The following is a 13,182-nucleotide window of genomic DNA, read 5'->3' on the forward strand; positions in this document are numbered from 1 at the left end:
ACTCCTTGAAGGTAACTTCAGGAGTCTATTCTTTTGGACAGATTAAACAAATTGTTTGAGTGACCCTCTGCCTGCTCCGGATTTCTGGTGACAAACACGATAAAAACGAGCTGGGACAGAAATGTTTTAGTCAACGAGAATTTGAACGAATAACATGCAGTGCAAACAAACCGCTTCTGAAATATACTCCTCTATGTTCGCGCATTGTTCAGATTCTCTGCTAAACACTTTCTTTATGTCCCAGCCGCTTTTTTTTTGAGTTTGATAGGTTGGTGCTGTTCACGTAGGAGAAGAAATCTTCGACCCCTCTCTGGCAACAATTTATACAAAAACAGCCATACAAAAACGAGCTGTCTACTTGGACAGCTCGTCTTCTTTATGCCTCTTTATCCGTTTTATAACCGTTGAAATCGTCTGTTTAAATGCTTTCTGTTCAGAAGAAGAAACCTCTTCCTCTCCGTAACGTACTCTTTCATAGGTTGAGTAGATTCTTTCTTTTTCTTCTTCTTCGATGGGCAGTTCCAATAACCATTCTTCTGCGGTTTGAGGGAAGGATCGGCCGAGCCCTTTTTTGGCCATCGCTGTTTCCAGTTTTAAAAATGAACGGCGGACATCATGTTTTGGTGTTACCCGCTTTTTTAGCCAGTCCCAGTTACTGTGCTCAACTTCAAGGCGTATAGCTTCTTCTTCAAATGACTCATCTTTACTCCGTGCCGGTCGCGATGTTTTCTTTCGGATCAAGTAGATAAAGGCAAGAAGAAAAAGAATGCCTGCCACTATCCAGTAAAAAGTAATGGACCCGATAAATGTACTGTCCACATCAACGTTACCCAATTCTTCAAACAGTAATGGGGCTTCTTCGTCACCTTCATCTTCTCCCTCTTCCATGACAATATCCTCACCTTCAATCCCTGAAAAGAGAAAAAGGAGCGGGCTCATGAGCCATCCGACGGCGTAAATAAAGGTCCGTGTGATAAACAAAATCGCAGCTGTAATGATCGGTGTAAATAAAGCCACGAGGAGACCCATCCCGCCGACACCGAGTAACATCGTGACGGTCCAGCGCATATGTCGTCTTTTTTGTTCACCGTTCGTTGCTGCTTTGAGGGTGTTGTTGACAGCAATGACCAGTAGCGAACCGAAAAACTGGAGTGATAGGAAAATAAGAATAAGCCAGTGATACGGCGCACTTTGAAACAGGAGATAATAAAACACACCTGTAAAAAGAGAGAGGAATAATACCTTTATCTCAGTTCCTTCCTGATCCCCCGTCAAGTGCGCCCGCACCCGCCAAAACAGGGTGAAGCTCAGGAAAATGGCCATGGAGATATGAAAGCCTCCCAGCAGTGCTGCGGTGATAACGATTGGAATCGAAAGAAGAGAATATTTCAGCTTCTTTGTATTTCTGATAAAAAAGGAAATCACAATTATCCCTGCTATTACGACAGCGAGGAATGGGATCGGCGGTGTGTACCCTGCAGTGTCCATATATACAGGGAACAGCAATAGATAAACGAACCACATCTCAAGAGAGAGGCGAAGCCAGTGTGGGAGGTCAGGTTGCCACTTCTTCATGTTTTTGCCTCCCTCTTTTTAACCCTGGCGGTGTAATAATGGAAATACTGGTTCCTTTTTGTGAAGCATGTGAATAATAGTCTTCTTCTGTTTTTCCATACGTTCCGAAATGAAAGACAGCACAGGTACCATTATGCTCGAAGATCTTCTTCATCATCAGCTGTTCGTTTATTGTGATCTGGCCATGGCGCAGTCTAGCAAGTACTTCAAGGCAGGTCATCAGATGCTTTTTTCCTTCGTCTGCTTCCACATGAAGTCCGGTTGAAGAACCGGGAATCTTTACATTAATAAACATCTCATAGGTGATTCCTTGTTTTGTCGCGTATTGCAGTGCACAGGCAACCTGGCTTAACACGTCTTCAAGATTTTGAAGAGTTGGTATTAAGGGATTTTCAGCCCGCAGGTTTAAAACCAATGTCCATTTTGACAGAGTAACCTTTTCATAAATATTTGTTTGCAGCTCTCCGGATCTTGCGGTTGTCTTCCAGTTGATACGGTTGAAGGGGTCACCTGTTCTGTACTCCCGGGAGCCTCTGGTCATCGTCATCTCTTCGTAGAGAGAATGAGGCTTGGTGTGGCTGCCCCTTGATTGCTGGAGGTGCGTGTCCAGGTTTTCAACAGGAGCCGGTTTCGGATAGACAATGACTTCACCCCGGTACGTACCTTGATAAACCATCCGGACGGAGCTGAGTTTAAAAACATCGTAAAGAACGACTTCAATGGACCGCACCTGAGAAGTCCCGCGCTTCACACCTTTTACGTGGGTTTTATACTCACGCTTTGTTTGTGAAGGGACATTAAAGGCGCGTTTATAGGATGACGGCTGCTGATCATCCAAAACAGAAACAGCTTCTTCGTGGTCAAAAAGGTGGAAGCCCCATTTTCCGTTAAAAATCGGAATTTTGCCCCGGTTTTCGAATGGGACGTGAAGAACGCCTTCATCTTCAGGAAAAAGCCTGACCGCATTTGCTTCGTGGGGGATAAAGAGATGAGCGGCCGCATAATTGATGTACCATTTATTTGCGTAAACAAATAACGTAAAGAACAGCGCAAGACCGAGCAGGAGAATTTCCCTGAATATGACGGCCAATAAAAGAAGGAGTGGGACCGTTGTTAACAGAATCGTGTAGGATGCCGCATAATGGAAATCCCTTGTCCACGGCTGCTTCATTTTACATAACCTTGCTCTACGGGGGCTTCAATGCCTTGGAGGAGCCGGTCCATAATGTCTTCTTTCGTCCTTGTCATCGTGCTCTCAAGAGTGAGGACGAGGCGGTGGCCGAGAACACAGGGAGCCAGGAATTTCACATCTTCGGGAGTGACGTAAGAGCGTCCGTGAAGCAAAGCCCTGGCCTGGACACTTCTCATGAACGCGAGGGTTCCCCTGGGGCTGACACCGACTTCAATATCTTCTGACTCCCGTGTTGCCGAAACGATATCCAAAAGGTAATCTTCTACCGCTTCACTAATCATGATTTTACCCCGTTCTTCCTGAAGCACTGTAATGTCTTCATTTGAAATAAGTGGTGTAAGATTGTCCAGAGGTTTACTTGTTTTATAGAGTTTGAGCATCGTTTTCTCTTCTTGCTTTGTGGGGTATCCAACAGGAATCTGCATGAGAAAACGGTCCATCTGCGCTTCGGGAAGGGCAAATGTCCCTTGTTGGGATTCGATTGGATTTTGGGTGGCGATGACAATGAATGGTTGTGGTAAAGGCATTGTCTGACCATCAATTGTAACCTGAAATTCTTCCATCACTTCAAGGAGGCTGGACTGAGTCCTGGGAGTGGCTCTGTTAATTTCATCAGCCAGCAGAATATTTGTCATGACAGGACCCGGCCTGAGCTCGAAGGATTGTTCCTTTGGATTGAAAAATTGAATCCCGGTAACATCACTCGGCAGAACATCCGGGGTAAACTGAATTCTGTTAAACGCGGCGTCCATGAGGGTGGCAAGGGTTTTGGCGAGCATTGTTTTTCCTGTACCGGGTACGTCTTCAAGAAGGACGTGACCGCTGCTAACGAGACTGATGGCCAGGAGTTCAACAACATTGTCTTTACCCACAAGAACATTTCCCACATTTTCTTTTAATTGTTTAAGTAAGTCAGGGTGATTTTTCACTATATGCAGACCCCTTTTTCTTTACATTGTATCAAAAATTCAAAATTTTTGAAAATGCAGAAAAGGAGCCGGGGGAGAAACTGGCGGGGGATTATTGTTTGTCGAGTTCCTTAAAGGCAGCAATGAAATCGGCCGGATCGTCTTTAACCATATAGGAATAGACTCCCTGGCTTGTATGGAGATACATGAGTCCTTCTTCCCCCTGGATGGAACGGTAAGAGACGTCAAACACGTTTTCAAATTTGAATTCACGGTGGGCGGTGGTGACTTTTTCTTTATCCATCGTAATCGTTCTTTCATGCTCTACGGTCTTCTGTTCGATACTGTTGACGACCTTTTGCACTTTGTAATACGTATGGGTAACCGGCTGTTTCATCAAGGCGCACCTTCTTTCGTTCGGATTCCTGCCTCCATTGTAAAGGGTCGGATTCTTTAATTCAACTGTACAGCTCTGTGGCATTGTATAATGAAAACAGAAAGAGAAGGGGGCATGGGGGATGCTGTACTTTTTAATTAATCCGAATGCTGGAAATGGAAAAGGAAAGCGGGTCTGGCATGGGATTAAACATGCGGTTGACAAGAGAGATGAAGCTTATATTGATTTATGGACCCGGTTTCAGGGCCATAGTGAAGAATTGCTGCGGGAGATTGAATTTCAGAAAGGGGACCGGGTTATCGTTATTGGCGGTGACGGCACGGTGCACGAAGTTTTAAATGCGTTGGCTGAAAAAACGGTCCCTGTGGGTATCATCCCCGCCGGCTCGGGAAATGACTTCGCAAGAGGGTTGAAGATTCCTTCAGAGACCGGGGAGGCATTACACAAAAGTCTTGAAGGTAATGTGGTGTCCATTGATGCAGGGTTCCTGGGTGACCGTTTGTTTATTACAGCTGCCGGTGCAGGATTTGACGGAGAAGTAGCAAAGATCACGAACCGGTCTTGGTATAAAAAGTGGTTTAACAAAATCAATGCTGGACACCTGTCTTACCTGGTGAGTGTAATACGGGTGCTGATCGGCTATAAACCAACATCGGTTACACTGAAGGTGGATGGACAATCATTTACATATAACCGGGTCTGGCTGATCGCTACTGCAAACATGCCCTTTTACGGCGGAGGGATCATGATTTGCCCTGATGCCACAGAAACAGACGGAAAGTTAGATGTGTGTGTCATACACGGTGTGAATAAACTGAAGGCGATTACAGTTCTTCCAAAAGCATTGAAGGGAAGTCATGTGGGAAGTAAAGGGGTTACAGTTCATAAAGGCGAAAAAATAGGCGTTACGAGCAACCGGCCGATGACGATTCAGTGTGACGGGGAAATGACGGGATCCACTCCTGCACAGATACGTCTCCAAAGAAAAGCCGTTATGGTAATAAAATAGCTGTCTGCAAAAAATTTCAAATAATACTTTTCTTATATAATAAACCACGTTACAATTAATGGAGAAAGAAAATTCCAAATGTTCAGGAGGGCTCTTATGATTAATGAAGCTACGTTAATCGTTGCGCTCGTCTTTCTTTTTTTATTAATTTTTGCAAGTGTTGGTTACTTGTTCTTTATTATTATCGAAAGAATAAGAATGACGAAGCTGAAAACGACATTGTATATCACCGGTTTAATGATCGTTTCATTCCTGTTTTCCGTTGCCATCTACCATTTTATTGTGAGTCCCCTTGTGGATCCGTCAAATGTGTATATTGAAAACCTGCGGAATTACAGTTTTTACTATGTAATCGGGTGGAATGCCTACTTTGCTGTACTCACAGTCATTTTACTTCTCCTTGCCGTTGGGCATCACATTTATGCGGTGAAAAAAGACAAAGAATACTTTGAGCAGAAGAGATTGAGGGAGCAGTCATAGTTATTTGAAAAATTTGATAACTGGATTTAAAAATTCCAGAAGCGCTTGTGGAGCGAAGGAACACTAAAAAAAGCGCTGCTCCACGATTTAAAGAGCAGCGCTTTTACTATTCCTCAGCTACCTTAATCAGCTGTTTTCCTGTATTTTCACCGCTGAACAATCCGAGAAAGGCGTCAGGAATTTTATCAAACCCTTCGTTAATGGTCTCCTTGTATGTGAGTTTACCTTCTTGAAGCCACATGCCAAGCTGTTTGGCCCCTTCATCAAAGCGGTCAGCATAATCCGACACAATGAACCCTTGAAGACGTACCCGTGCCTTAATCATGTAAGTCTGGATACGGGGGCCCACATCATCTCCTCCTTTATTATATGAAGAAATTGCTCCGCATTGAGGAATCCGGGCAAAATCGTTTAACAGAGGATAGACTGCATCGGAGATCTCCCCGCCTACATTGTCAAAGTAAACATCGACCCCATTTGGACACGCTTCTCTTAAAGCAGTATGAATATCAGATGTCGTTTTATAGTTTATGGCTTCATCAAATCCTGCGTCTTCTTTCAGCAGGCTCACTTTATCATCCGAACCGGCTATGCCGATCACTTTGGCACCGTGGACCTTTGCAATTTGCCCGGCGATCATGCCTACTGCACCGGCAGCACCTGAAATGACCACCGTTTCTCCGTCTTCAGGCTGGCCAATGTCGGTCATCCCGAAATAGGCGGTCAAGCCCGGCATTCCCAGAACGCCCAGGTAGGCTGAGAGCGGTGCAAGGTTTTTATCAACCTTTCTGATGATGGATTCCCTGGCTGTGGAGTATTCCTTCCATCCCAAATGACCGATAACATAATCACCTTTACTGAACTTGTCACTCTCAGACTCTACGACTTTTCCGACAACTCCGCCATCAATCACACGTCCAACCTGAAAGGGTTCTACGTATGATTTTGTATCTTCCATCCTGCCCCTCATGTAAGGGTCTACCGAGATATAAATACTTTGAATGAGAACCTCACCTTTTTGCGGTGAAGGAACGTCTGTTTTTTCAAATGAAAAATGTTCTTGTCCGGGAAGTCCTTCTGGTCGTTTTGCCAATGTAATCTGATGCTGTGTGTTCATCGTAATCCTCCTTTAATGAATGGGATGATTTCATTATATAAAGGGGTCAGGGTCAGAAGCGAATAATCAGCCTGTCCGTTTTGCGGGTCCGTAAACGGGAAAAGATAAGAGAATAGGAGGGGGAAGGATGAAGAGATTACTTATTGCAGGGGCGGTTGTTCTTTGTCTGGCAGCATGCGGGGCAGATGAAACGACCGAGGAAAATGAGATGAACGGAACGGAAGAAGAAACGTCAGAACATGGTGGGTCTGGTGAAACGGAAGAGGCGGATGCAAAGGAGGGGAGGGTGATTTCTCCGGACCGGATACAGATGGACACGGTGGCTGAAAACCTGGAAGCACCTTGGAACATAAGCTACGCTGAAGACGTTTTTTATATTACGGAACGGGATGGTCAAATTGCTGTAATTGATGAAAGTGGAAAAGTTGAGCGCCAGAAGGTGGAAACGTCAGCTCCTGTTTTATCACAGGGTGAAGGAGGTCTCCTGGGAATGGCCCTGGCTGAAGACTTTGACGCTTCAAGACAGGCCTACTTATACTACACGTACCAGAGTGAAGGTGAGCTCTACAACCGTGTTGTACTCGTAACCGAGGAGGAAGGTGTGTGGACAGAAGAAGAAGTCATCGTTGACCGGATTCCAGGAGACGGTATCCACAATGGGGGTCGTATCAAACTGGGAGAGGACGGCTTCTTATACGTGACTACGGGAGATGCCAACATTGTGGACTTGAGCCAGGACGAGGAAAGCCTGGCTGGGAAAATCCTGAGGGTGGGAACGGATGGGGAAATACCTGACGATAATCCATGGGATGATTCTCTTGTTTATTCCTACGGACACAGAAATCCGCAAGGTCTTGCATGGATTGATGGTACTCTGTACAGCTCGGAACATGGACCGACAGCCCACGACGAGATCAATATTATCGAACCGGGACTTAATTACGGATGGCCGGTAATTAAAGGGGATGAAGAAGAAGAGGGGATGGAAACACCGCTCGTTCATTCCGGTGATGATACCTGGGCACCGTCAGGAATTGAAAATTGGGAAGGGACTTTAGTCGTTGCGGGACTTAGAGGTGAAAGCCTGTTCCAGCTGAATGAAGAGACCATGGAGCTGACAGTATTGTTTGAAGGGGAGGGGAGGATCCGTGACGTTTTCGCAGTAGGTGACAGTCTGTATCTGATTACTAACAATACAGACGGGAGAGGCAATCCGGGACCGGGTGATGACCGCCTTCTTCGACTTAAACTGGATGAGTGACATGCTATCTTTAAAAAACAGCATAATAAAAAGGATCCCGGCTTCTGGTCGTGGATCCTTTATATTCAATAGATTTTTTGGTGAGGTGCTTGAATTTTTGAAGGGTAGCTGTAATGTTCTGCTGCTGTTTTTCTCATTTCCCGCCAGCCGGAAAAAGATGTGTGCTCTCTGACAAACTGTGACCATATACGGCAGGTTTCAATCTCCCGCTGCGCTTTACCGGAAGCAAGGCAGATATTACTGGCCTCAACCATTTCATCAAAGTCACGATAGTCAGTATACTTTCTCATAAAACTCTCAGGAAACAGTTGCTCCAACATGGTATTCTTACGATTTGAACGCTCGTGTACCTCTCTTTTAACAAACACAGCGATCCCTCACTTTCCGGGTAATCCAGTTACTTCAATTATAGATTTGACTAAAGGGAAATAGTACATAATTTTATCACTATTGGTACTGTTTCCCTATTACCTTTTGTCTAAACGGGTTATTTGCTTGTTATATAAAATGTGGTGACACTTTCTTAGTTAAATGAAAATATACTTTTGGGCTATGAAAACATTACTTCATTAAAGCAGAGCCTGCCCGGAAGGGGTAATCATCCTTCCTGAGCAGGCTCCTTTTGGTGCAACGATTCGGCATATTCGAGGAGATGGAAAGCATTCTCTCTCAGGCCTGCATCTCCGTAGGATTTTTCGAAGGAGACTTTGGCGCTTTTGGAGTTTGCTTCTATGAACCAGATGTCCCTATTCGTATCGATACCAAAGTCAATCCCGATTTCTCCAAAAGGACCATACGCATCCTCCAGTGAGGAGTAAATGGTGGTGAGAAACTCTTCAACCTTCAGTACTGTGTTTTTGATGTTCTGCTCGGAATAATGAAGGTGCTCTTTCAGGAACAACTCATATGGCATGGCGGTGGAATGAACGGTGATCGGAGAATTTTTTAACCCTGCCCTTGCACATACACCGCTGATAATGATTCCGTTTTTGCCTCTTTGAACTTCAGCCCGGAAGTCAATGCTCTGATCACCAATTTTGATGAGTGGGATGCCTCTCTGTGCAATGTAGGTTTTATTATGAAAAAAGCGGTGCAGGACCGGTTTTAAGTCATAGATGCTTTTGACCGTCTGTGTCCGGAGGCGGCTTTTATAGTAACTGTATTTTATCGAGTTTTCAGCTGTTTTCTCCAGCTTGATAACACCTTTTCCCAGACTGCTGATGACTTTTTTCAGATAAATAACGTCATGTACCTTTAGAAAACGGTGGATATCTTCTATTTTCCGGACTTCAATTGCAGGTGGTAAGTAAGGAGAGGTTTTTACGTCTTCAGACAGTTTTTGGTGACATATGAGTTTGTTGAAGTTAGCCCGGGCATTAATAAAAGGAACGTTGTTGTCAGAGAAAAAAGTTCGAACGCGGTCGACGAGCTCATTTTTGACATAAATTCTCTCATACACTACTTCTGGTGACGGAGCGGAGCATTCATACCACTTATTGTTTTCTCTATCCCAGTACAGGGCTTTATGAATATCTCCGCTTGTCACATCGACATCCTCGGGTGAAAAAAAGTACAATGTCAGGTTCGGGCTTTCAGCTGCTTCAGCTGCCAATGCAGCAAGAAAGCTGTAACGTTTATCCAATTTCATTTTTTGTTTTAGTATCTTTTTCTGTGAGGTGGATATCAAGGCACCGAGCCTTACTGTCTCTGTGGTTTGATTCATCGTCTTGTTCCTCCTTCTCATGATTACTATATGTGATAAACGCCCAGGCGGTCACAGCTCTTCTGTTTTAAGTCAAGGAAACAGGGTAATTTAAATAAAGTAGTAGCGTATGCGGAGGGGATACAATGATTGAGATGATACTTGAAGTGTTAAGGAACATTGGTATTGCAGGATTAATGGTTGGTATTGTAATCGAGGCTGTTTCAATCCCATTCCCCGCAGCGCTGTTTGTTCTTGTATATGGTTATATTTTAGATCCTACGCTCACCGAAATGGTTCTTCTTTCTTTAGGGAGTTCTGCAGTTTACGTTGCGTTCAGCTATATTCCGTACTTTTTAAGTATTAAATATGAACCTTTCATCAGGAAGAAGGTTTCCAAAAACAAAGTAAAAACGGCTGAGAAGTGGATACAGGATTACGGCGAGTGGATGATTGCAGTGGGACGTGTGCTTGGCATGGGGTATATTGCCTATATCGCAGGTTTTAGTAAAATCCGTCCAGTTTCGTTTGGCGTATTTACATTCCTGGGGTTCTTTCCCCTGGCCTTTTTAATGTTTTATCTAGGCTCACTGGGGAACCTCGAAAAAATGGCAGATTGGTTTCAGAATGCCCAATGGCTGATTTACAGTATTCTTGCTGCTGCCGCGGTCATTTACCTGGTCTATCGCTGGTATAGAAGAAAAGGGGCTTTGGTAAAAGAACGGGGCAGGGAGTAGTCAGGAAGATATCACAAGAGAAAAGGTGAAGGTTATGCCGTATTTCAGAATTATTATTACAGGATTCGCAAAGCTTCTCAGTAAAGTATTCAGCATGGCTACACTCACTTTTTTCGGCCGTATTCCATCGAAGGATAATTCAAAAGTCAGTCTTATGGGGCTATTGTCGTTGTATTGGCTGTATGTATTCTTATCCGTTCTTTTTCCTGATCTGGCTGAGATGTTTATTCCGTTTGTCCCGGACGATGATACGATCGTGAGAATCACATCCATTGCCATCTTTATCATCCTCCCACTTGTAGTCGGCTTTATCTCTACAAGGATGGAAAATCGAAGTGAAGACAAGATGCTGGTAAAACAGGTCCTGATGGGCTATCCTTATGCTTTTACTTTAGGGCTGCTTTCAACACTTCTTGTAATTGTCATTCCGATCATAAAAATCCCGAACTTTTTGAAATTTCATGAGCAGGCCCAGTTTGCCATAATGATTAGAAAAGGGAAGTACGAAGATGTCCTGGAAGATCTTCAGTCAATTTTGGACAAGCATAATATTAAGTCAGAGGTCCACTCGCCAAACAAGTTTATCTGGACGTGTTTCATTACGCTGTCTTATGTGCTCGAGCGTATCTATAACCGGGAATTATCAAAGAAAATGAAGTACATTACAGTTGAGGTTGAAGGAAAAGAAGTTGAAATTACCCTTCACGCCACGGATATATCCATGATCGGTCCCAGGAAACAGGTGTATTATATAAAACATACGCTGTCGGAGGAACTGGAGCCTGCGAATCTTTACTTTTCATGGGATGACACGATCCAGGATATGGAGGATGACATTCGGGAGCTGAAGAGGAAGTTCGATGATGGAGAAGAAGTAACTTGGGAAAGCATCACAGAGGTTTCTGACCGCCTTCGCAATACACCGCTGACAAATGAAGACTGGAATGCAGTAAGACGGCAGATCTATAAACTTGAGCGGGAGTATTATAAGCAGCTTTATCATAATGAAAAAAAGAATAAATCAGATGAAAAACAGCTTTAAGAGCAGTGAAGGAGAAAGGGCAGAAGGATTGCGGGCATTACCGTGGTAAGAGAATGGTATGTAGAATTCTCATGTAATTGCCGAGTTAAAATTTAACTCTAACAAATACATAAAAAAGAACCCGGATCATTTCCGGGTTCTTTCATGATTTCTCTTACTCGTCAGCTTCTTCTTCGTCTTCTTCAGCGTCTAGATCGTCTTCGCCTTCAATGTCGTCTTCTTCAGCGTCTAGGTCATCTTCACCTTCAGCGTCGTCTTCAAGATCAGTTTCTTCAGCATCGTCTACTTCAGTTTCTTCAACACCATCAGTGTCTTCTACTTCAGTGTCAGTGTCTTCAGCGTCTCCACATGCTGCCAGTACGCTAAGAGCCAATACGCTTGCGAGTGTAAGTTTTAAGTATTTTTTCATTTGAAATTCCCCCTGATATGTTTTGTTTACTTGCTAAGCAAATACTACACCGGCTTTTTAAGATAAACAATAGAGATTTACCATTTTCTACTTTTTCACACAGTCACCTGTATGTTTTTGAGAATGTGGGGTAATTTCACATAATTTAGATCGCATACCACCATCTTCATACAAGAATATCCTCATTGATATGCAGGTCTATCTTATATATTATAAAGAAGAATAAAAACAGGATTTCTTTTCCTTGAAAAAGGAAATACATATAATATGATTATATTATACTGGTTAATTAGACTGATCAGGTTACATATAAAGGGAATGATTGAGGTGGTTGAGATATGAAGTATTCAGATGACATGAAGAACCGGTTGAAGAGAGTGGAAGGTCAGATGCGGGGGATTCTCCGTATGATGGAGCAGGAGAAAGACTGCAAGGATATCATTACCCAGATGACTGCAGTAAGGACAGCGGTAGACCGTGCAACAGCTTATATCGTTGCCAAAAACCTTGAACAATGCCTGCGGGAAAACACTGAGACGGATGCAGAACGTGAAGAAGTCATAGAAGAAGCAATCAAGATGCTTGTAAAAAGCAGGTAGTACTTATTTCATGAGTCAAAAAAACAAACCCGCCTTTCAGGAGGCGGGTTTGTTTTTTCTGAGACGGCTGATTGCGACCAGAAAGACAGGGAGCGGTATAAAGATCCATGCCAGACTTTTAAAAAAGCTGTTTAAAGCGTAGTTTTTTTGCATTTCATGGTGATCATTTCTTTCCATTTCGTATTTACTGCGGAGTTCTTCTTCAGACATTTTTTCAGAGAATCCTTCTTTGACGTTGTGTTCGTGCATGGAAATGTAGTTCGCGTAAGATTCATAATAAGGAGAAGGTACAAAATAATCGCTTAAACTCATGATTGCAGCTACGCTTCCGCCAATCATCATTATTAACGTGACCAGCATTACTGCGTACAAATAAATACTACGAACCATCATTGGTCGCCCCTCTCAAGGATATGAACTTCTGTACTTTGATTATATGCTGAACCGGGCGGGTTGAAAATCACTAATAAAAAATAAAGTTTACATGACATAAAGGAGGCCACTGAAAAAGTACAAAACAACTTTTTCAGTACCTTTTATTTGAATGGCAATGGCTCCACCCGGTTGCGCGCCTGTTACGAGAAGCCCACTCGTATCAGGCTTTTGAAAGATGCAACCGTTACGCTCATTGCTTAGAAGTCACTGAAAAAGTTAAAGACCGAACTTTTTCAGTGACTTCATAAAGCCCCGGGAGTCTTTAGTGACTTTCCGGGGCTTGGTCTTTATTGTTTAAGAATTTATACATCTCTAAAAT

The 13,182-nt window shown here is 43.6% G+C and carries 15 protein-coding genes; 6 read left to right on the top strand and 9 right to left on the bottom strand.

Going from position 1 to position 13,182, the window contains the following annotated elements; genetic code table 11:
• Positions 1 to 354 precede the first annotated feature (354 nt).
• The 4 genes from JSY36_RS11160 to JSY36_RS11175 form a co-directional block, all read right to left on the bottom strand.
• Positions 355 to 1,575 carry a DUF4129 domain-containing protein gene (locus JSY36_RS11160; RefSeq protein WP_205166477.1) on the bottom strand — a complete coding sequence of 407 codons (1,221 nt, stop codon included), beginning with the start codon at positions 1,573 to 1,575 and terminating at the stop codon, positions 355 to 357.
• On the bottom strand, positions 1,556 to 2,746 hold the full coding sequence (locus JSY36_RS11165; protein WP_205166478.1) for a DUF58 domain-containing protein: 1,191 nt from the start codon (positions 2,744 to 2,746) through the stop codon (positions 1,556 to 1,558). The genes JSY36_RS11160 and JSY36_RS11165 overlap by 20 nt, the downstream gene beginning before the upstream one ends.
• On the bottom strand, positions 2,743 to 3,696 hold the full coding sequence (locus JSY36_RS11170; RefSeq protein WP_205166479.1) for an AAA family ATPase: 954 nt from the start codon (positions 3,694 to 3,696) through the stop codon (positions 2,743 to 2,745). Before JSY36_RS11170 ends, JSY36_RS11165 begins: the two co-directional genes overlap by 4 nt.
• Before the next feature lie 91 nt (positions 3,697 to 3,787).
• Positions 3,788 to 4,072: a hypothetical protein gene (locus tag JSY36_RS11175; RefSeq protein WP_122898293.1), complete on the bottom strand. Its 285-nt coding sequence runs from the start codon at positions 4,070 to 4,072 to the stop codon at positions 3,788 to 3,790.
• A gap of 121 nt (positions 4,073 to 4,193) precedes the next feature.
• On the opposite strand from JSY36_RS11175, the gene JSY36_RS11180 reads away from it, so the two are divergent.
• Together JSY36_RS11180 and JSY36_RS11185 are read left to right on the top strand one after the other, a co-directional pair.
• Positions 4,194 to 5,081 (top strand): diacylglycerol/lipid kinase family protein, encoded by an 888-nt coding sequence (locus tag JSY36_RS11180; protein ID WP_122898291.1) that lies wholly within the window; start codon positions 4,194 to 4,196, stop codon positions 5,079 to 5,081.
• Positions 5,082 to 5,177: 96 nt separating this feature from the next.
• The gene (locus JSY36_RS11185; protein ID WP_122898289.1) at positions 5,178 to 5,561 is read left to right on the top strand and encodes a hypothetical protein; all 384 of its coding nucleotides are present in this window, start codon (positions 5,178 to 5,180) and stop codon (positions 5,559 to 5,561) included.
• A 106-nt stretch (positions 5,562 to 5,667) separates the two neighbouring features.
• On the opposite strand, the gene JSY36_RS11190 is transcribed toward JSY36_RS11185, so the two are convergent.
• Entirely contained in the window at positions 5,668 to 6,678 is a 1,011-nt protein-coding gene (locus JSY36_RS11190) for an NADP-dependent oxidoreductase (protein WP_205166480.1), read from the bottom strand.
• Positions 6,679 to 6,805: 127 nt separating this feature from the next.
• Between JSY36_RS11190 and JSY36_RS11195 the strand changes: the two genes are divergently transcribed.
• The gene (locus tag JSY36_RS11195; RefSeq protein ID WP_205166481.1) at positions 6,806 to 7,939 is read left to right on the top strand and encodes a PQQ-dependent sugar dehydrogenase; all 1,134 of its coding nucleotides are present in this window, start codon (positions 6,806 to 6,808) and stop codon (positions 7,937 to 7,939) included.
• Between the two features lie 65 nt (positions 7,940 to 8,004).
• Here the strand turns inward: JSY36_RS11195 and JSY36_RS11200 are convergent, their stop codons facing one another.
• A complete protein-coding gene (locus tag JSY36_RS11200; protein ID WP_122898283.1) occupies positions 8,005 to 8,307 on the bottom strand; it encodes a hypothetical protein in 303 nt (100 codons plus the stop codon).
• A 230-nt stretch (positions 8,308 to 8,537) separates the two neighbouring features.
• Positions 8,538 to 9,662 (bottom strand): YheC/YheD family protein, encoded by a 1,125-nt coding sequence (locus JSY36_RS11205; RefSeq protein WP_205166482.1) that lies wholly within the window; start codon positions 9,660 to 9,662, stop codon positions 8,538 to 8,540.
• A gap of 125 nt (positions 9,663 to 9,787) precedes the next feature.
• Between JSY36_RS11205 and JSY36_RS11210 the strand changes: the two genes are divergently transcribed.
• Both JSY36_RS11210 and JSY36_RS11215 read left to right on the top strand, forming a co-directional pair.
• Positions 9,788 to 10,378, top strand: a complete 591-nt coding sequence (locus JSY36_RS11210; RefSeq protein WP_205166483.1) for a DedA family protein — start codon at positions 9,788 to 9,790, stop codon at positions 10,376 to 10,378.
• Positions 10,379 to 10,412: 34 nt separating this feature from the next.
• The gene (locus JSY36_RS11215) at positions 10,413 to 11,420 is read left to right on the top strand and encodes a hypothetical protein (protein WP_205166484.1); all 1,008 of its coding nucleotides are present in this window, start codon (positions 10,413 to 10,415) and stop codon (positions 11,418 to 11,420) included.
• Positions 11,421 to 11,574: 154 nt separating this feature from the next.
• Here the strand turns inward: JSY36_RS11215 and JSY36_RS11220 are convergent, their stop codons facing one another.
• Positions 11,575 to 11,829, bottom strand: a complete 255-nt coding sequence (locus JSY36_RS11220; protein WP_205166485.1) for a hypothetical protein — start codon at positions 11,827 to 11,829, stop codon at positions 11,575 to 11,577.
• A gap of 338 nt (positions 11,830 to 12,167) precedes the next feature.
• Between JSY36_RS11220 and JSY36_RS11225 the strand changes: the two genes are divergently transcribed.
• Positions 12,168 to 12,428: a metal-sensitive transcriptional regulator gene (locus JSY36_RS11225; RefSeq protein WP_122898273.1), complete on the top strand. Its 261-nt coding sequence runs from the start codon at positions 12,168 to 12,170 to the stop codon at positions 12,426 to 12,428.
• A 36-nt stretch (positions 12,429 to 12,464) separates the two neighbouring features.
• Here JSY36_RS11225 and JSY36_RS11230 read toward each other — a convergent pair whose 3' ends face one another.
• On the bottom strand, positions 12,465 to 12,821 hold the full coding sequence (locus tag JSY36_RS11230) for a hypothetical protein (RefSeq protein ID WP_122898271.1): 357 nt from the start codon (positions 12,819 to 12,821) through the stop codon (positions 12,465 to 12,467).
• Positions 12,822 to 13,182: the final 361 nt, after the last annotated feature.

This window comes from Alteribacter salitolerans (assembly GCF_016901055.1).
Classification (GTDB): Bacteria; Bacillota; Bacilli; order Bacillales; family Salisediminibacteriaceae; genus Alteribacter; species Alteribacter keqinensis.